Below are 19,936 nucleotides of genomic sequence, written 5' to 3' on the forward strand. Positions count from 1 at the left end.
CAAGCGTAACGGCACAAAATAAGACCGGGGATTCTCCGCGGGCCTCCTTTGTCAATGTGACTCGATGTGCTCAACCGTTCGGGAAACGGCTGAGCAATGCCGCGCAGCCTGAGAGAGCGTCGTCTCTACCAACCTCTCGGCTATCTGCGACGCAGACCCCTACTAACTACTGGAAGACGGGTCGTCGACACTATTGGCATGCACCAACTGTGCCGCAAGTGCGAGGCGGGTCAAAGCCGGCAGAGACCTCGAGCCGGTTTTCTTCATGATCAACGCCCGGTGATTCTCGACCGTACGCTGGCTGATGCCAAGGTCCGCTGCGATGATTTTGCTAGGGCATCCCGCAAGCACGAGATCCATTATCTGGTGTTGTCTCGGTGTCAGGCCCGAGATGTGACTGGCCGCAGCTTCTCGCCAAGCAAAGAGCTTTTGCGAATTCGGTGACTGTTCAAACGCACGCCCCACGCTTTCGAGTAACTCGGTCGTGCCGATCGGTTTTTCAATGAAGTCTGAAGCGCCTTCCTTCATGGCCTGCACCGCCACTCGTACGTCGCTGTTTCCCGTGATCATGATTGCAGGTAACCGGTCTCCCCGGTCGTGCAAGAGCTTGAGGAGGTCGACGCCTTTCATACCGGGCAAATAGGCATCCACAAGCAGGCATGCCTCTCGCCCCGGCTTGTAGGCTTCCAGGAACGCCTCACAGGACTCGTAATCTTCGACGGTGCGGTTGTCGTCTTCAAGGACCTGCCGAATTTCCGTGCGGACGTATTGGTCGTCATCCACTATGTACACGATGGCCGACGTTTGTCCCGCTGGCCGCGTAGCGGGCGGTAAAGCCTGCTGCGGAACTGAATGGCGCGAAGTATCCATGAGGCCTTCGATCGCCTTGATGAGATCACCCACTTTCACCGGCTTGTTAAGGTGAAGGCATTTCCCCTGGGCAATGTCGCGCAGCGTCTCCAGCGATATGTCACCCGTCAAGATGATTGCCGGGATCTCCCATCGGGCGATCTTGCGAACGCCGGCGACAATCTGAAGCCCATTCATGCCGCCGGGCAGGTTGTAGTCCGCCAGAATGAGGTTGGGTTGCATGGCGTGCTGTAGCACGAGTTCCAACCCCTCTACACCGTCCGATGCCGTCCCTGCGTTATAACCCTGCGCCTTGAGTATCGATCCAATCAAGTCTCGCACCTCAGGGTCGTCCTCGATAACGAGTATTGAGCCGTGGTGTGCGTTCGGCTCGGGTATTGAAACTTCGCCGATACACGCATCATCGTCCTTCGTCGGTCCACTCGCTTCGACCGGTGCAAGCGCGACTTCGATCGAGAAAACGGAGCCCTTGCCAGGCTGAGAGCGCACCGTGATTCGATCGCCCAGGAGATCGGCCAGACGATTTGCTATAGACAGGCCAAGACCCAAGCCCCGGCTACGTTCACGCGCTGCATTGTCCAACTGATGGTACTCGTCGAATATTGCCTTTAGCTCATCATTCGGAATGCCAATACCTGTGTCCCAGATTTCGATGCGAAGTCTATCGCCTCTGCGGCGGCAACCTAACAACACGTGCCCCCGCTTGGTGTACTTGAAGGCGTTGGACAGCAGGTTGCGGATCACCTGCATCAGCAAATGCGGATCGCTTTTAATCAAGAGACTGCAGGGGGCAACACGGAAGGTGAGGTTAGACGGGAGCGCGCGGTCGTTGAACTCATCCTTCATTTGATCAAGAAGCTCGCCAATCGGAAAACTAACCAGCTCCGCATGAACAGTTCCGGCTTCGATCTGGTTGATGTCCAGCAACGCGTTCAACATGCCGGACATTGAGCTCAGTATATGCTCGAGACGCTCGACCATCTTCTTGGCGACGTCGCCTTCCACTGCGTTCGCGAGTGAACCTTGGAGGAGGACAAGCGCTTGCAGCGGCTGGCGCAGGTCGTGACTCGCCGCAGCCAGGAATCGCGACTTGGCGTTATTGGCCTGATCTGCAAGCTGTTTGGCCTCCCTTAATGAATTCTTTACCAACTTACGTTCGGTAATGTCCGCAAACGTAATGACAACGCCCTCCACCCGGTTATCGTCCGTTCTATACGGCAAGATCCGACGAATAAACCAGATGCCTGTTTGCGTCTGTATCTCACGTTCGGACGGGACAGATGTCGCCAGTACGGTGCGCGTGTCGGCAATAAGATCATCATCTGCGGCCAACGAACTGAGATCCCGCAACGGCCGGCCTATGTCGCCCGGGAGAACATTGAACAGCGATCTCGTCGCCGGGGTGAAAAAGCGGATATTGAGCTGCATATCCAGGAAAAGCGTGGCTACCTCGGTGCTATACAAGACATTCTGAAGATCGTTAGAGGTCGTGCGTTGCCGCTCCAGCGTCTCTTGTAGCTGGCTGTTGAGCGCCGTCAGCTCCTCGTTCAACGCTTGCAATTCCTCTTTCGATGTCAGCAGCTCCTCGTTGGTCGATTGGTATTCTTCGTTAACCGACAACGCCTCCTCGTTGACCACCTTATCGTCTTCAGTGATTATCTCGAGGCTTCGAATTGCACTCGCGAGCTCCGCTTTCGTCGCCTCGAGCTCGCTCTCAAGTTCTGCAACCCGAGGCATGTCCTCCGGCGTGCCGGTAATGACCTTCCTGTTCTGATGGTCGTGATGCGGGTCGTCGACAAAGGAAACCAGGAACATCTCCTCGCCATCGTTCGAGACAGGCTGGACGTCCAGCTTGAAACCCACCACGTTGCCGTTTTGCTGCGTCGTGCCCCCCACCACCACGACCCGCGCATTTCCCTGCCTCGCACGCTGGATGGCAAGCCTGAGCCTGCTGCGCACCTCATGCGCGGCCATTGCCAGGATGTCCTGAGTGGGAGGGCCCGAGGCGACATGCAGATACCGGTCGGTGGGTCCGACGGAATAAATGCACTCGTGATCGCGGCTGATCAGGACGGTGGCCGGCGCATGCGACTGTATGACCAGCCGCCTGCACAGCTCCGCCATGGCGGACTGCCGGGAGACGGCGCGTCCCCGCTCATGCTGGGACGCAATACGGACTGCGTTGGTCGAGTTCATCGAAAAGCCGACGTCGTGCGACCTGCCGTGACCGGTATGCCGATAAATGCGTTCTGACTTCGAAAGAATCTCGAAGCGGCCATCGGGTTTTCCGACAGTCTCGGCACTGCCGAGCAGAAGAATGCCGCCGTCGCGCAAGGCGAAGTGGAACAGGGACACGACCTTTGTCTGGGCTTCGGGATTCAGATAAATAAGCAGATTGCGGCACGAGACCATGTCAAGCCTGGAAAATGGCGGGTCTGCGAGCACGTCATGGGCAGTGAACACCACCATCGACCGCAGATCAGGCAATACCCTATAGTTGCTCCCTTCCTTGAGGAAGAAATTGGCAAGTCGAATGGGTGAGACATTCGCTTCAATGCCCTCTGGATACAGACCTTCGCGAGCCTTGGCAAGGGCATCCGGATCGGCATCCGAGGCAAAAACCTGCAGCTTGACGCCGCTCCTCGAGGCCGCGATCTCCTCGAGAAAAAGCATGGCAAGCGAATAGGTTTCCTCCCCCGTGCTGCACCCCGCGATCCAGATGCGGATATCCCGACCCGGCGCATGGAGGCGGACGAGCTCGGGCACAACGGTTTTCGCCAGCAAATCAAAAACCTTGGGATCGCGAAAAAATTGCGTGACGTTAATCAGGATGTCTTTGGCGAGAAGTTCCAGTTCGGCAGGGTCGTTAGCAAGAACCGCAATGTATCCAGCCATGTTGTGCGTCTCGACTGCGGCCATTGCGCGGCGGCGCTCGATTCGACGCTCCAGCGTACCGCGCTTGTAGAGCGTGAAATCGTGGTCGGTTCTGGTGCGTAACAACTCGATAATCGGAGCCAGCCAGGCCGACCCAGTGCCCTGGCCTGACTCCTCGCCAGCCAAATCCCGGCTTGGCATCCGCCGCCGGTACTCCATAAGCGCTTCCGGGATTTTTGCTAGCGGCAGCACCCGGTCCACCGCGCCGGTGGCAATCGCGCTTAGCGGCATTCCATCGGATCCCGCCTCGCGCGGATCCTGTACAATGATCATTCCGCCTTGATCCTTGATCGCCTTCAAACCGAGACTTCCATCCGCGCCAGTTCCCGACAGGACAACGCACGCTGCCTGTGGGCCATACTCTTTCGCGAGTGAATGCAGCAGGAAGTCAAAGGGTAGCCGCGCGCCGTGACGTGCTTGTGGAATCGAACTGCGTAACACTCCGTTGGCGACGGATAGATAGGTACCAGGGGCAATAATGTAAAGGTGTTCCGGCTCAATCAACATACCATCTGCCGCTTGCACGACGGTCATCCGTGTATGACCGGTAAGCAAGCTCACCAACAAGCTTTCGTGAGCCGGATCCAGGTGCTGGACAAAGACCCATGCTGTGGCGGTTCTCGGCGGCAACGCTTCGACAAGCTTACGGCACGCGTCGAGCCCACCCGCCGATGCGCCGATCCCGACGACAAAAAGTTTGTCGCTCCTAGCAGCAGGACCAGCGTTTGAAAGTGGCTTGCGATTCGACCTGGGTCGAGAGAGGCTAGCCTGACGGACGATACTTGCAGGCATCTTGTGCATCCGGAGAGAATTGTTTCGAAGCGGCCAGCGCTCCCCGAGCCTTCAGGCTTACAAATGCAAGCCGGTCAGCGGGCGTAAGTTGCAGATCCCTGGCATTCGACGATCCCCCAGGCGGCAAGCCGTAGCGACTTCGCGTTGACCACGGGTCTATACGCGCTTAGATATGCGCGATTGGAGAACAATCACGCGATTGCAAAAACTAATCGGGATTCCCCTTGGCTAACGCATAAACCGAGCCCAGATCAGCGTATTTTTTCGGATTTCAGGAGTGTACACAGATGGGTAATCGTGTAACGGCCTCTGCATTCATTTCAATCATCGTACTCGCCTATCTCACTGCTGTCGCGGTCTCAGGTTAGCGTTCCGGGTCGGAGATGTCGCGGCTGTGCGCCGCTTCACTCTTTGCCGATCCAACAGACTGCTGCGTTCACGCTGAAACTCAATGCGACAGATGGCTATTTTTCTGCGCTTCATTCACAATTCAAGAATCCTCTAGCAAAAAACATCCCCGCTGGATTAAAAAGATCGACAGATTAGCTGATCGCAAGATCGACGCACAAATGTGTCCGCAAGTATCGCAATCTCTCAGCGCTATCTGACGACGGAAATGCCGCTTCCCATACTGCAGCTATGATGATCCGGTCCCGTTGCAGACGAAAGGGTCGGAAACTACTCAGGCGCATTTTTATCTGTCAGATCCAACGTTTGTCGCCATACATGTGACGACAGTTTTACGGATGCCACTATCTCTGGCGCGCTGCCTCCAGGCTCGCGACGCAACCGCGAGCTCCCCGCGCCACTGGCATTCAAGGGTTCCCACACCGGCGGGCTTCCATTCTGCCAAATGACAGTGCGCTCCCGCTAACGGTTCTGAGTAATTTCCGACCCTACCGTTTTCTTCATCCAGGCGTGATCATTCCGAACACGGCCACCCCATAGTTGCCCGAGATGCGGAATCGCGCACCACCAATTTTATGCTCTTTAGGATTCCGGAAAATGCGCTCGTTAAAAAGCCCCCTTGCATTGAAGGCGCACCATCGGATAGTGAAAGCGCTCGTAGCGGTGAGTTGCACAGCCGCGGCCCTTCTTTCGACCTGCGCCCAAGCAGAGGAACCAGCCACAACGTGTCCGGTCACAGCCAAGGTGGGTTCAGGCGGATTGTCCACATTGCCTCGCGTCATCGTTTTAGCAACGGGAGGAACGATCGCAGGCCAATCCGACCCTCGCGCCGCCGACGCATACAACGCAGGCAGTGTCGGCGCCCAACAGCTCATCAAGGCTGTTCCGGGGATTGATAAGTTAGCCCGTCTCTCGACTGAGCAAGTCGCATCGATTGGTTCGCAGGATATGAACGACACGGTCTGGTTTCAGCTTGCACGACGCATTCAACAGATTTCCGATAAGAACGAGGCAGATGCGGTGGTCATCACGCACGGCACCGACACACTCGAGGAAACTGCCTTCTTCCTCGACAAGGTTCTTCATACTGACAAGCCCGTCATTCTTGTCGGATCGATGCGCCCGTCCAATGCCATTAGTGCCGATGGACCAAACAATCTCTATGAAGCCGTCGAAGTTGCCTCCTGCGACAAGGCGAGCGGTCGAGGCGTCATGATTGTCCTCAACGACAGGATCGAAGGTGCAAGGTGGGCAACGAAGACGAACACCACGAGCGTGCAAACGTTTCGGTCTCCGGACAGCGGATCGATAGGCTATGTCGACCCGGCGAGTGTGCGATTCATGACCAGCCAGCATGCGCCTCACTATGCCGGGCTAGCCCTGCCTGCAGCGGGGACGTTGCCAAGGGTCGAGATCATTTACGGACATAGCAATATGGACGGCGTGCAAATAGACGACGCCGTCGCCAACAACGCGAAGGGCATAGTTTTAGCGGGTGTCGGCGATGGAAACACATCGATAGCTGCGCTTGCCGCACTTGAACGAGCAGTCAAGAAGGGCGTTGTAGTCGTCCGCTCGACGCGCGTTGGATCCGGATTTGTGAATCGCAATGTCGAGGTTGACGACGACAAAAGCGGTTTCATCGTCTCACTGGACTTAAATCCTCAGAAGGCGCGCATTCTCACGCAGCTTCTCATCGCTAACGGGGTAACGTCCGCCGCCCAAATGCAGCAGCAATTTTCAGCCACCTGGTAACGCCTCCTCAGGGCAACATCAGCGGCAGTCGGACAGCCGCAGCGGCGAGTCACGATAGCGACTCGCCCTCCCCCAAACGATCAACGACAGCCACGACTCTTCGGAAAAAATAGCAATGGAAATCCTAAAACACTTGTTCACAGAGGAGCCGCTTCTCGCGCTATTTGCGACCATCGCGCTTGGCTATCTGGTCGGCAAGATCAAAATCGGAAGCTTCGTGCTGGGCGGTGTCGCCGGAACGCTTCTGGTGGGCGTGGTCATCGGCCAAATGAACATACAGATTGACGCAGGGATCAAGGCAATCTTCTTTGCCTTGTTCATCTATGCGGTCGGCTTTCAGGGTGGTCCTCAATTCTTTCACGCGCTGAACAGACGGTCGTTGAACCAGTTGGCGTCTGCAGTCGTCATGTGCGTGACAGGGCTCCTTTGCGTTCTCGTCGCAGCGTGGGCTTTCGGGCTCGACCGGGGAATGGCCGCGGGACTGGCTGCCGGCGGCCTGACGCAGTCTGCAATCATTGGAACAGCTGGTGACGCCATTGGCCGGCTGGGACTGGCGCCGGCAGTGATAAAAACCATGCAAACCAACGTCGCGGTCGGATACGCCGTCTGCTACATTTTTGGCTCGCTTGGCCCAATCATCATGGTGACGTGGTTTTTGCCAATGGTGATGAAGTGGGATATCCGACAAGAAGCGGTTAAGCTCGCCAAACTCTTGTCGGGCGGCAAGGCCGAACTCGACCCTGGGCAATTCAACGCTATTGCCCCGGTCAATACACGCTTCTTTGAAATCTCTAAGGCAAGTACCGCTGTTGGGAAAACCGCGCTGGCGATCGATACCGAGCTTCCGGATGCAGCGGTCGAAGCAATCTATCGCGGGGGCAAAGTGCTCGACGTCACCGACACGGCATTGGTCCAGGTTGGCGACAGCGTCGCGATCAGCGGCGCGGTGGGAGTCATGGACGCTGCTTCCAGCATGTTTGGTCCTGAAGTCGTCGCGCCGCCCGATATGGCAGTCGTGCTTGAGAGTCGAGAGATCATCCTGACCAATCGTGAAATGACTGGCCGGGAATTGGGCAACATGCATGACGACATAAATGTCGCCACCCGTCACGGTGTTTTCCTGACGGCGGCCAAGCGCATGGGACGCGACCTGCCCTTGCTGAGCAACCTTCAGTTGAAAACGGGCGATGAATTGCATTTCGTCGGCAGCTCTGCCGATCTCAACCGCGTGCAGCCAAAGATCGGCTACAAGATTACGGCGGCATCCGTTACCGACTTCGTATTCTTCGGCCTCGGCATGATACTTGGAATGCTGATCGGACTGATCCAGTTCAAGCTCTGGAGCGTGCCCGTATCGATCGGAAGCGGCGGCGGCTGCCTGCTGTCAGGATTGCTCTTCGGGTGGCTTCGCAGTGTCCATCCGAAGTTCGCGGCGTTACCAATCGGGGCCTCGAACTTTTTACGCGACTTTGGGCTTGCCGTCTTTGTCGGAATTGTGGGAATTGCGGCAGGTCCCCAAGCACTGGTCGCGATTCGGCAATATGGTTTGACCCTGCTGCTGCTCGGCGTCGCCGTCACCCTTATCCCTCAGATCGTCACGTTCTTTTTCTCCTACTTCGTTCTACGCATTCGAAATCCAATTGAAGCACTGGCGTGCGTCGCAGGCGGCCGCAGCGCTAATCCCGCGTTTGCGGCATTGCTATCCAAGGCAGGCAATGCCACGCCGGTCGTTTCCTTCACCGTCACCTACGCCGTTGCCAACGTCTTCCTCACGCTGTGGGGACCGGTCATTGTCGGCATTATTTCGAAAAACGCAGGCTAAAACTTTTAGGCGAGACCATCATGGCAGAGCAAGACTATAGTAAATTTTCCGGTCTGAGCCCGTTTGAACTTAAGGACCGGCTCATCGAGATTGCTTCATCCGATGCACAGCGAATCATGCTGAACGCGGGCCGGGGGAATCCGAATTTCCTCGCAACATTGCCGCGTTGGGCGTTCCTGAGCCTGGGTGACTTTTCCCTGCGAGAATCGGAACGGTCATATTCCTATTTAAACAGCGGCTTCGGCGGTCTTCCCGAACATGACGGTATCGTGCAAAGGTTTGAAGCCTACGCTAACGATCATCGACAAACTGACGGCGTTATCTTCTTGCGCTCCGCAATTTCCTATGTCAAAGATCAGCTCGGCCTCGACCGTGATTCGTTTCTCTATGAAATGGTGAGTGCGTTCCTCGGTTGCAACTATCCCACGCCGCCGCGCATGCTTGAACACACGGAACAGATCGTCAAGGCGTATCTCACTCAGGAGATGTTCGGTGCCCAGCCGAAGAGCGGGGACTTCTCCCTGTTCGCCACCGAGGGTGGAACGGCCGCGATGGCCTATATCTTCCAGACGCTTCACGAGAATGGCCTGATTCAGGCTGGAGACAAGATCGCTATCGCAACGCCGATTTTCTCGCCGTACCTGGAGATTCCCGTCTTAAGCGATTACCAGCTAGAGGTAGTCGACATCCGGATGGACGAACACGCTGACTGGCAATTCCCGGAAGCCGAGATCGCCAAACTGAAGGACCCGGCTGTCAAGCTCTTCTGCCTCGTCAATCCGAGCAACCCACCGTCGACAAAGCTATCGGATGCCTCGCTGGATCAGTTAGCGGGGCTTGTCGCCAGTCATCGCCCGGATCTGATGATTATCACCGACGACGTCTACGGGACGTTTGCAGATGACTTCGTTTCCCTGTTTGCCAAATGCCCACACAACACGCTTTGTGTGTACTCGTTTTCCAAGTTCTTTGGCGCGACGGGTTGGCGCCTGGGCACCATTGGCGTACATGATGACAATGTCTTCGACGCATCCCTTGCAAAGCTGCCAGAACCGCAGAAACAACTGCTCGACAAGCGTTATTCCACGCTTACGACTGAACCTCGGGCACTGCGGTTCATTGATCGTCTGGTCGCCGACAGTCGCGCCGTCGCATTGAACCACACAGCGGGGCTCTCTGTGCCGCAACAGTTGCAGATGGCTCTGTTCGCGCTGAACGGACTCATGGACCGGGACCATCACTATAAGAATTCGGCCAAACAACTCATACGCAAGAGGCATCAAACGCTTTACCGCGAGATGGGAGTGAAGGTGGAACGGGATGCTAATGACGTCAATTATTACAGCTTGATCGACCTCCAGGAGATCGGCGGCAAGCTCTACGGGCCCGCCTTCGAGGCGTGGTTTATCAAGAGCAATCTCGGAACTAACTTCTTGTTCCGTCTCGCAGAAGAGACAGGCGTAGTCTTATTACCTGGGAACGGCTTTGAAGTTGTCGATACCTCGGCCAGGGTATCGCTCGCAAATTTGACCGATATCGAGTACGCCGCGATCGGGAAGTTTACCCGACAGATCTTGAACGAATACCGCGAAGACTACGAGAAGGCAGTGAAGCGTTAGTACACCGCGAATTGGCATGTTTTTCCCGGAACCGCCAGACGGCGGTTCACTTCGTCACACGATTTTCGGCCGGCGACCGACATGGACGCAAGTCGTCACGGGTCGCTGCCTGAGTAGTTTCCGAGGCTGGCGTTGCGGCGCTTCCAAGCGCTACGCTCGTCTATGGAAACCTTCACGCAACGCCCGCATGCATCGAACATCGCGGCTGCAAGCATTGTGTATTACCGAAGCGAGAACACCGTGTATAAGCGCATCCTGGTTGCAATCGACGGAAGCGAGACGTCCATCCTGGCGCTCGACGCAGCCCTGCAGATCGCCCGCGATACCGACGCCGAACTGCAGCCCGTGTACATCATCGACGCACCGTTGATGGTCTACGACGCCCCCGGCTACGATCCGTCGATCCTGCGCGCTGCGTTGACCAAAGAAGGAACGCGAGTTACGAACGAAGCGCTCGCGAAAATGCATCTGCAAAAAACCAGAGGCGTCGCGCGGATCGCCGAGGTCGACCTGTATGGCGACGGCATTGCACAACGCCTGCTGGTCGCGGCAGACGAGCTGAAAGCCGATCTTGTGGTGATGGGTACCCACGGGCGCCGAGGCTTCCAGCGGCTCTTGCTCGGCAGCGTTGCCGAGCGCTTCGTGCGAATGGCAACGTGTCCAGTCCTGCTCGTTCCTGCGCCCCATCCGGGCGCCCATAATGCCGCGACGCCTGCTGCAGCGGAATCCATCGAACATCCGACCTGATTGAGTAGTCGTGGCCGGTAGCCTTTCAGGAAATGACCATCATGAATCCCATCACCCTATTCCTTGCGTTGATACTGGTGCTTGCCGGGCTGGCTACCGGCGAATTTGTGAGTGTGTGGCTGGCTCCGCTGTTCTTTATCGCAGCCGCGCTGGTCTTCTTGTCGGTGAGGGTCGCTAACGCCTGGGAAAAATACGTAGTGTTACGCGTTGGCAAGTTGCAGGGCGTCAAGGGACCAGGATTCTTCATGATCATCCCGGTGATCGACAACGTAGTTGCTGTCATCGATGAACGGATCCAGACCACCTCGTTCAATGCCGAGCAAGCGCTCACGAAAGACACAGTACCCGTGAACGTCGACGCGATCATCTTCTGGCATATCCACAACGCGGAAAAAGCGGCATTGGCCATCACCGATTATCGGCAGGCGATCGACCGGGTAGCACAAACATCGCTACGGGAAATGATCGGTTCATCCATGCTTGCGGCGCTGCTGTCGGACCGCCGGGCAGCGGATGCTCAACTGCGTGACGAGATTGGCGCAAAGACGGCAGAATGGGGCGTGACCGTTGGCTCCGTCGAGATTCGCGATGTGGCAATCCCAGTGGCATTGCAGGATGCGATGTCGCGCCAGGCGCAGGCCGAGCGCGAAAAGCAAGCCCGCGTGATCCTGGGTTCGGCGGAAGCGGAAATTGCGGCGAAGTTTGTCGAGGCGGCAAAGGTGTACGAGACTCAACCGGGTGCGCTGCAGTTGCGCGCGATGAACATCATCTACGAAACGACCAAGGAGCGCGGGGCGACCATCCTCATGCCTACCTCAATGGTCGACAGCCTGAATCCGCCGCTCGCGCTTGCGATCGCCGGACGTGATCTGCCCGGTGCAGAAGTCAAGCCGCTCATCAAGACGGCTGCGTAGCGACCGCCCCTTCAATGCCAGTCGCCGTTACATCGATAGATGTCCCGGCATTGCCGGCGATCATTGCCTCGATGTCGCTCAACGCACCAATGACCGAGCGCCGACCCGTGCGGCTTGCAAAATCACACGCCGCTTCGACCTTTGGCGCCATCGATCCAGCCGAGAAAGCCAGCTCGCCAAGCGCTGCTGGAGTCGCACGCGCGACCAAGCGCAACGACGGCTTGCCCCAGTCGAGATAAACCCCTTGCACGTCTGTCGCGATGACGAACAGATCCGCCTTGAGTTCAGCCGCGAGCATCGCTGCACTGCGGTCCTTGTCGACCACTGCCTCGACACCGCGATGCTGCCCTTGTGCGTCAGCGACTACCGGAATCCCGCCGCCTCCGGCGCAGATCACCACACAACGGTGTTCCAGCAACCAGCGCACGGGCTCTATCTCGAGCATGCGCACCGGCTTTGGACTCGGTACGACACGCTGTAACTTGTCGCCTTGTGCAGCCATGGTCCAGCCCTTTCCCTGCGATGCCACCGCCGCTTCGGCGACCGTGTACCTGGACCCGATCGGTTTGTCGGGGTGTTCGAAAGCCGGATCGGACGCGCTCACTTCAACCATGCTCAGCAAGCTCACGCAAGCCCGTCCTGCAGGCAGCAGGTTGCGCATTTCCTGCTCGATCATGTAGCCGATCATGCCTTCCGTTTCCGCATCGAGGACATCTAGCGGAAAGCTGCTCGTTTGCAGCGCGAGCATGCCAACCTGTGGTCCGTTGCCGTGCACGATCACGAGGTCGTTGCCGGCCGCTGCCTTCGCGAGCTGCGCGGCAGCAATCCGGACGTTGTTGCGCTGTGCCTCGGCGCTGACCGCCTCACCGTGCTTGAGCAACGCGTTACCACCCAATGCGATTACCATCAGCATTGCGTTCTCCTCACTCGGCCAGCGTAGCGACGAGAATAGCCTTGATCGTGTGGAGGCGGTTTTCTGCCTGCTCGAAGACAATCGATGCGTCCGACTCGAATACGTCGTCTGTCACTTCCACGCCATTCAGCAAGCCGTATTTATCGCCGATTTGCTTTCCAATTTCTGTCTTCGTGTCATGCAGCGCAGGCAGGCAATGCATGAACTTCACACGCGGATTGCCGCTGGCCGCAAGCAAGGACGCATTCACCTGGAAGGGCAGCAGCTCCTCGATCCGTTCGCCCCATTTTTCGAACGGCTCGCCCATCGATACCCAGACGTCGGTATAAATGAAATCGACACCCTTCACCGCTTCCGCCGGTGTTTCCGTTAGCGTCAAACGACCTCCGCTAGCCGCCGCAAACGTGCGGCATTGCGCGATCAGATCATCGTGCGGCCACAACCGGCGCGGCGCACACAGACGTACGTCCATGCCGAGCTTCGTGCCCACGATCATCAACGAATTGCCCGTGTTGTTATGGGCATCGCCTATATAGCAGTAGCTGATTTCATGGATGGGCTTGTCGCTGAATTCGTGCATGGTCAGGACGTCGGCGAGCATCTGCGTCGGGTGGAACTCGTCAGTGAGCCCGTTGTACACGGGTACCCCTGCGTACTTGGCGAGTTCATCCACGATCTCCTGCCCGTAGCCCCGGTATTCGATCGCGTCGTACATGCGGCCAAGTACGCGGGCGGTATCTTTCATCGACTCCTTATGACCGATCTGCGACGCGCCCGGATCGATATAGGTGACATGGGCGCCCTGGTCATGGGCCGCAACTTCGAATGCGCAACGCGTACGCGTCGAGGTCTTTTCGAAGATCAGCGCAATGTTCTTGCCCACCAGCCGCGCGATTTCCGTGCCGGCGTATTTGGCGCGTTTGAGATCTCGCGACAGGTCGAGCAGGTAGCGAATCTGACGTGGCGTGTATTCGATCAGCGTCAGGAAACTACGGTTATGTACATTGAACACGATGAGATCCGGTTGAGAATTAGAGGGGATTCAGGCGTCGATAGCATCGCGCTCGATCGGGCAACTGAGGCAATGCGTGCCACCCCGTCCACGTCCGAGTTCCCCGCCCGGGATCTCGATGACCTCCACGCCCGCCTGCCGCATCTTGCGATTGGTGTAAGTGTTGCGGTCATACGCGATCACCATGCGCCGGTCAAGCGCCAGCACGTTGTTGCCATCGTCCCATTGTTCACGCTGGGTTTCATATGCATCTCCGCCAGTCGTCAGGATGCGCAGTGAACCCACCCCGAGGGCATTGCTCACGACCGTCAGGAACTTGGCGTTATGGCGTTCATAGTGGATTTCGCCGGGTGCATCACCCGGATACAGGCTGGTGCAGCGGATCTCGTCGGCGACCTCGGGATAGATGCTGACAAAGTCGATATCGAGAAATGAAAACACCGTGTCCAGGTGCATCGAGGCGCGCCGCTTCGGGAACTCGCAAGCGATCACCCGCTTGGCGCCGCCGCCCGCAAACAAATGCCGCGCGACCTGCGTGACCGCTTGCGGACTCGAGCGCTCGCCCATGCCGATCAGCACCACGCCGTTGCCAATGGACATGACGTCACCGCCTTCCATGGTTTCCACGCCGAAGTTGCGATCCGGGTCGCCCCACCAGGTGTTCACCTTACCGGCGAAGCGCGGATGAAAGCGGTACACCGCGGCGACCAGCAATGCTTCCTTGCGGCGCGCCGGCCAATACATCGGGTGAACCGTCACGCCGCCGTAGATCCACGCGCTCGTGTCGCGCTGGAAGATCAGGTTCACGAGCGGCTGGATCACAAAGTCCGATTGCTCCAGGTAGCCGCCAAAAAGGCCGCGGGCGTCGAAGGGCATTTCGGCCTTCGCCACGCCGCCGACCAGCACCTCGGCCAGTTGTGCCGCCGGCATCTGTTCGAGCCACGCGCGCAACTCCTTCAGCATCCCCGTGCCGACTTCCTCCTCGACAATGCGTCGATCGAGAATCCAGTCGCGCGCGACCGGGTCGCCGCAGATCGTTGCGAGCAGATCGTGAAACTCCAATACTTCGATACCCCGCTCGCGCATCGCTCCCGTGAATACATCGTGGTCTTCGATCGCCTTGTCGACCCAGATGACATCGTCGAACAAAAGGGATGCCGCGTTGGCGGGGGTCAACCGCCGGTGTGCAAGACCCGGACGGCAGACCATCACCGTGCGCAGCTTGCCCGCTTCCGAATGAACGCCTAGAGCCATCAGTGATTCCCCCTCAATGTCTTCATGCTCTTCGACCACTAACGACGTAGGTATAGAGCCGCACGCTGCCGTCGGCTTCCTTCTTTCTATAGATTCCCTGGATCTCGTTCTCGAAACCAGGGAAACGGTTCCCGCCTTCCTCGAACATCCGGAAGTAATCGAGCGTGGGCATCGCGCGCTCGGTGTAGCGCTCGCCGGATACCACCACCGCAATACCCGGCGGATAAACAAGACCGAGTGTTGCCGCGATTCGTCCCTCGATCTCGTCGATCGGCAACAGCTCCACGTTGTTGCGCACAAGTTCGTGCATGGCGGCTTGCGGGGTCATCGCCATCTCGGGAAAGTGCGCTGCGCGGAATTGCTCGCGTTGCAGGCGGCTTGCATTGCGCTCACGATAGAACGCATGCATGTCGGCGCAAAGATCGCGCAGGCCGATTCCCGCGTAACGCTCGCTATGGGCAGCGACGAAGGTCGGGATGACATCGTCGAGAAGCGCGTTCTCGTCGTGCAATTGTTTGAAGCGCACCAGTGCCGAAAGGAGCGTGCCCGCCTTGCTCGACTCCAGCCCCGGTGTCAGCAGGAACAGGATGCTATTGAGGTCATTCTTCTCGGGCACGATGCGCCGTTCGCGCAGGAACTCGGCGAGCACCGCTGCCGGAACACCGTGCTCCGCGTATTCGCCGGTGCTTCGATCGAACCCGGGCGTGATGAGCGTCAGCTTGTTCGGGTCCGTCATCGCGTAGCCGGGCGAGAGGTGGCCGAAGCCATGCCATTTCGCGTCCGGCGCAAGCTCCCAGTAACGCGGATCGCTCGCAAGTTCGTCCGTTGACAGGTCTTCCCAGCGTTGCATGCCGCTCGTGGCCGTGACCTTGTCAGGAACAAACGGATCGAAGAACCAGCGCCGTGCGGGGTCCGTCTCGGTGGCTTCGTAGTCGTGTTTCAGCGCACGGATCTTCTTGCGCATCTCGATCCCGAGCTTGATCGTATCGTCCCACAGCACTTCGCCGGAGCGGCCCTTCATCATTTGCGCGCCCACATCGAGCGAGGCGAACAACGGATAGAACGGCGACGTGGACGAGTGCTGCATGAAAGTCTCGTTGAAGCGCCGGTGACTGACCTGGCGACGCTGGCCATCCAGATGCGCGTCCTTTACGTGGATCTGCGACGCTTGCGAGAAGCCGGCGAGCTGCTTGTGCGTCGACTGCGTGGCAAGGATGCCCGGCGCGTTGGCATCCAGTCCCTCGATGCCCATCGCGAAACGTCCCTTGAATAGCGGATGGAACTTCATGAAACCGGCCCAGGCTTCGTCGAAGAGAATGTATTCGCACAGGTGCCCGATCTTCTCGATCAGCATTTGCGCGTTGTAGATCGTGCCGTCGTAGGTGCATTGCTCGATCACCGCAACACGAAACGGCCGCTCGCGCTGCCACGCCTTGGGATCGGTGATGAGCTTGTTGTAACGGATGCCGTCGCGGATGCGGTCTTCGTCGAGCGCGTCGTAGTCGATCGGACCGATCATCCCGTGCGCATTGCGCTGCGTCTGCAAATAGACGGGGATGCCCCCGCCGAGCAGCAGCGCGCCGTGATGTGCCGCCTTATGATTGTTGCGATCGAAGAGCACCAGGTCACCCGGTGTCACGAGTGCGGTCAATGCAATCTTGTTGGACGTGGACGTACCGTTCAGCACGAAGTAAGTCCGATCCGCGCCGAAGATCCGCGCTGCCGCTTTTTGCGCAGCGAGCGCGGGGCCTTCATGAACCAGCAGGTCACCCAGTTCGACGACGGAGTTATCCAGGTCGTTACGGAACACCGCTTCGCCCAGATGCTTGACGAACGCGCGGCCGATCGGACTCTTCTGGTAAAACACGCCACCGTTGTGGCCCGGACAGGTCCACATCTGGTTCGCCTGTTCCGCGTAATCGACCATCGCGCCAAAGAACGGCGTCTTGAGCGAGTCCGCGTACGTCCGCAAATGACTCACCAGGTTGCGGGCGACGAACTCAGGCGTATCCTCTTCGATGAACACATAACCCGTCACATGCCCCAGCACCGCAACCGGAATCTCCGCGAGCAGATGGCGCTCGACCAGGATGAAGATGGGTACGTCCAGACCCCGCTCTCGGACAAAGCGCACGAAAGCCTCAACGTCCGTCTCAGATTCGGTGAGCGACCATTCCACGATCACACAGCCAACCGCAGCCTCGCTGCGGATGGCGGAGGACGCTTCCCCCACCGTAAGGGTGACCGTGGTGGCATACCCCAAGCGTCCAAGTTCATCGACGAGTCGCTGAAAGCGTGACGACGGCAACGCGGGTGGCAAGGGCAACGCACAGCAAAACAGGAAACCGAACATCTGGTCATACATCATCTTGATCCTTGTATTGGGCGCGGTATTGGGCCTTGTATTGGGCCCGATACTGAGTCGTTCACCACCTCAACTGATCTTTACCAAGCCCCGGCTGAACAGGACGATAGCCACACCCGCCACGACCACGAGCACGCCCGCGACCGATGCCTCACGTCCCGTGAACACACGCTCTCCAGCCGCATGTTCACGCCGTGCCCACCAGAAGACGGGGAAGCCGAGTGCGAACAGAATGGTGGACATCAGAAGGAACTGCAGTCCCGCGGCATAGACGAGCCAGAGGGAATAGACAGTCGCCAACACGCCGGTCCAGATCGATTCTTTTGAGGTTTCGCCGGCGGTCGGTGCGTACTTCGACTGCGTCGCGTAGCGCCACAGGAAGACCGTGCTCGCCAGATACGGCGGCAGGATCATGATCCCGGTAATCGAGATCAGCCACATCCAGGCGTCGTTCGCGAACAGCACCACGAAGATTACGAGCTGCATGGTCGCGCTCGATACCCACAGCGACGGCGCCGCGGCATGGTGACGGTTTTCTTTGGCCAGGAACTTGGGGAATACACCGTCCTTCGCCCCTTCGAACGGCAACTCCGCAACAAGGATGGTCCAGGCAAGCCAGCAACTCAGAAGCGACACCAGCAGCGAGACAACGATGAACACCGCGCCCCAGTCGCCCACTGCTGCCTTCAGCACATAAGCTGCCGACGGTGAAGCGAGCCCCGCCAGTTGCGCCTGATGCATCACGCCGAACGGCAACGCCGACAACAGGAAATAGAGGATCGTGCAGACCGTCAGGCCGAGAAAAGTCGCGATCCCTACTTGCGAGGTTTTGCTGGCGCGGTCCGAAACCACCACAGCACCCTCGATGCCGATGAACACCCACAAGGTCACGAGCATCGTGCTCTTGACCTGACCCAGGAGGCTGCCTAAATGCTCCTGAGCGCCCCAGAAGTCGTAGGAGAACATGCCGCCCTTGATCGCCACCGCCATCGCGCACAGGGCCACGGTGATGGTGCCAATATTCAATACGCTCGAGATGACGCTCAGGATGGCTGCCCGCTTAACGCCATACAGCACGACAAAATGCATGACCCAGATCAGCAGCGACGCGCCGACAATCGACGGCCAGGTGTTGCCCGCTGCGAACACCGGAAAGAAATAGCCGACCGTCTTCATGATCAGCACGGCGAAGGCAACATTGCCGAAAGCAGCGGACAGCCAGTAGCCCCAAGCCATCTCGAAGCCCGCGAACGAGCCGAAGCCTTCTTTCGCATACGAGTAGATGCCCGCTTTCAGATCAGGGCGTTTGTCGGCCAGCGTGCGAAACGTGTTCGACAGAAAGAACATGCCGACAAGCGTGATCATCCACGCGATCACGATTGCCGCCAGTCCTGCGCCCTGCGCCATGTTCTGCGGCAGATTGAAGGCGCCGCCGCCGATCATCGAGGCGATCACAACACCCGTGAGGAGCGGCAAGCTCAGCTTGCGGCCTCCGGGTTGAGCGGCGGGTTGAGCAACGACCGTATCGGCGGCAACGGGCTTGAGCGGCAAACTGCTATGCGTCTGGTCCATAAGGTGTTTTCTCCCTGCTGCTGGTGTGCCGTTGCAAGCGCCCTTCGGCGTTTGACCCGATCCAGCATAGGGACTGCATCAGCTCGCTCGTTGATCTTTATCAACCCCGGTTTAAGTGGGACCGATACCTTTCAAAGCGGTGGTTCACTGTTCATTGGTCAACACCGCTCAACCCGATCCCAACCAGGGTGATTCCATGCAACGTGCGTACGCGGACGGTACGGCCAAGCCGTTCTCCTCCGAAGAAAGCAAGTTTTATCTGGTGGGGGGCGGCATTGCATCGCTGGCCGCAGCCGCCTTCCTGATCCGCGATGCCGATGTTCCTGGCCGCAATATCACGATACTCGAAGCGCTTGGCGTAGCAGGCGGCAGCCTGGACGCAGCGGGCTCGGCGCAAGACGGCTATGTCCTGCGCGGCGGTCGCATGCTCGAGAGCAAGTACGTGTGTACGTTTGATCTGTTCTCATCGATCCCTACGCTCGACGAAAGCAAGACGGTCACACAGGAAATCCTGGACTGGAATGAAACGATGAAGACTGCGTCGAAGTCTCGACTGGTACGCGACGGTCGTCGGATCGACAAACCCGAGTTCGGGCTCACTGAAAGCGACATCCTCACGCTCGAGCGCCTCGCGATTGAACCGGAGCACCTGCTCGGCCGCCGCCGCATAGCGGACTACTTCGCCCCGGCCTTCTTCAAGACCGACTTCTGGCTGATGTGGTGCACGACCTTCGCGTTCCAGCCATGGCATAGCGCGGTTGAATTCAAGCGCTACCTGCTGCGCTTCGTGCACATGGTGTCGGGGTTCAACCAGTTGCATGGAATCATGCGCACGGTCTACAACCAATACGACTCGATGGTCCGGCCGCTGAGCAAATGGCTCGACGACCGCGGTGTCCAGTTCCAGTTCGGCACGCGCGTGAGCGATCTGGTGCTTGACGAGGCCAACGGCGAAACGC

The 19,936-nt window shown here is 58.3% G+C and carries 12 protein-coding genes; 6 read left to right on the plus strand and 6 right to left on the minus strand.

Going from position 1 to position 19,936, the window contains the following annotated elements:
- Positions 1–162 precede the first annotated feature (162 nt).
- On the minus strand, positions 163–4,605 hold the full coding sequence (locus tag BSU04_RS13440) for a chemotaxis protein CheB (RefSeq protein ID WP_306427192.1): 4,443 nt from the start codon (positions 4,603–4,605) through the stop codon (positions 163–165).
- Positions 4,606–5,649: 1,044 nt separating this feature from the next.
- Between BSU04_RS13440 and BSU04_RS13445 the strand changes: the two genes are divergently transcribed.
- The 5 genes from BSU04_RS13445 (at position 5,650) to BSU04_RS13465 (ending at position 11,861) form a co-directional block, all read left to right on the plus strand.
- The gene (locus BSU04_RS13445; RefSeq protein WP_256982675.1) at positions 5,650–6,759 is read left to right on the plus strand and encodes an asparaginase; all 1,110 of its coding nucleotides are present in this window, start codon (positions 5,650–5,652) and stop codon (positions 6,757–6,759) included.
- Positions 6,760–6,874: 115 nt separating this feature from the next.
- The gene (aspT, locus tag BSU04_RS13450; RefSeq protein WP_089161058.1) at positions 6,875–8,581 is read left to right on the plus strand and encodes an aspartate-alanine antiporter; all 1,707 of its coding nucleotides are present in this window, start codon (positions 6,875–6,877) and stop codon (positions 8,579–8,581) included.
- Positions 8,582–8,601: 20 nt separating this feature from the next.
- Positions 8,602–10,200 (plus strand): bifunctional aspartate transaminase/aspartate 4-decarboxylase, encoded by a 1,599-nt coding sequence (locus tag BSU04_RS13455; protein WP_089161059.1) that lies wholly within the window; start codon positions 8,602–8,604, stop codon positions 10,198–10,200.
- Between the two features lie 240 nt (positions 10,201–10,440).
- Complete coding sequence (locus tag BSU04_RS13460) at positions 10,441–10,947, plus strand: universal stress protein (protein WP_089161068.1); 507 nt, start codon at positions 10,441–10,443, stop codon at positions 10,945–10,947.
- A 41-nt stretch (positions 10,948–10,988) separates the two neighbouring features.
- Positions 10,989–11,861, plus strand: coding sequence for a slipin family protein (locus BSU04_RS13465; RefSeq protein ID WP_089161069.1), 873 nt, complete (start codon positions 10,989–10,991; stop codon positions 11,859–11,861).
- On the opposite strand, the gene BSU04_RS13470 is transcribed toward BSU04_RS13465, so the two are convergent.
- The 5 genes from BSU04_RS13470 to BSU04_RS13490 all read right to left on the minus strand — a co-directional run bounded on the left by BSU04_RS13470 (position 11,845) and on the right by BSU04_RS13490 (position 18,977).
- Complete coding sequence (locus tag BSU04_RS13470) at positions 11,845–12,774, minus strand: carbamate kinase (protein WP_089161060.1); 930 nt, start codon at positions 12,772–12,774, stop codon at positions 11,845–11,847. The two genes, BSU04_RS13465 and BSU04_RS13470, sit on opposite strands and share 17 nt — an antisense overlap.
- 10 nt (positions 12,775–12,784) lie before the next feature.
- Complete coding sequence (locus tag BSU04_RS13475; protein ID WP_089161061.1) at positions 12,785–13,789, minus strand: ornithine carbamoyltransferase; 1,005 nt, start codon at positions 13,787–13,789, stop codon at positions 12,785–12,787.
- A gap of 27 nt (positions 13,790–13,816) precedes the next feature.
- Positions 13,817–15,040 carry an arginine deiminase gene (locus BSU04_RS13480; protein ID WP_179258310.1) on the minus strand — a complete coding sequence of 408 codons (1,224 nt, stop codon included), beginning with the start codon at positions 15,038–15,040 and terminating at the stop codon, positions 13,817–13,819.
- A gap of 22 nt (positions 15,041–15,062) precedes the next feature.
- The gene (speC, locus tag BSU04_RS13485) at positions 15,063–17,408 is read right to left on the minus strand and encodes an ornithine decarboxylase (RefSeq protein ID WP_089161062.1); all 2,346 of its coding nucleotides are present in this window, start codon (positions 17,406–17,408) and stop codon (positions 15,063–15,065) included.
- A 66-nt stretch (positions 17,409–17,474) separates the two neighbouring features.
- The gene (locus tag BSU04_RS13490) at positions 17,475–18,977 is read right to left on the minus strand and encodes a basic amino acid/polyamine antiporter (RefSeq protein ID WP_089161063.1); all 1,503 of its coding nucleotides are present in this window, start codon (positions 18,975–18,977) and stop codon (positions 17,475–17,477) included.
- Between the two features lie 196 nt (positions 18,978–19,173).
- Here BSU04_RS13490 and BSU04_RS13495 point away from each other — a divergent pair.
- A partial coding sequence (locus tag BSU04_RS13495; RefSeq protein ID WP_179258311.1) for an oleate hydratase occupies positions 19,174–19,936 on the plus strand: 763 nt, incomplete at its 3' end.

It is taken from the genome of Caballeronia sordidicola, from assembly GCF_002220365.1.
GTDB lineage: Bacteria > Pseudomonadota > Gammaproteobacteria > Burkholderiales > Burkholderiaceae > Caballeronia > Caballeronia sordidicola_C.

Coding starts and splice junctions, on each gene's coding strand:
- BSU04_RS13490 (WP_089161063.1), bottom strand. CDS start 18,977: ATGGACCAGACGCATAGCAGTTTGCCGCTCAAGCCCGTTGCCGCCGAT.
- BSU04_RS13480 (WP_179258310.1), bottom strand. CDS start 15,040: ATGGCTCTAGGCGTTCATTCGGAAGCGGGCAAGCTGCGCACGGTGATG.
- speC (WP_089161062.1), bottom strand. CDS start 17,408: ATGATGTATGACCAGATGTTCGGTTTCCTGTTTTGCTGTGCGTTGCCC.
- BSU04_RS13440 (WP_306427192.1), bottom strand. CDS start 4,605: ATGCACAAGATGCCTGCAAGTATCGTCCGTCAGGCTAGCCTCTCTCGA.
- aspT (WP_089161058.1), top strand. CDS start 6,875: ATGGAAATCCTAAAACACTTGTTCACAGAGGAGCCGCTTCTCGCGCTA.
- BSU04_RS13470 (WP_089161060.1), bottom strand. CDS start 12,774: ATGCTGATGGTAATCGCATTGGGTGGTAACGCGTTGCTCAAGCACGGT.
- BSU04_RS13455 (WP_089161059.1), top strand. CDS start 8,602: ATGGCAGAGCAAGACTATAGTAAATTTTCCGGTCTGAGCCCGTTTGAA.
- BSU04_RS13465 (WP_089161069.1), top strand. CDS start 10,989: ATGAATCCCATCACCCTATTCCTTGCGTTGATACTGGTGCTTGCCGGG.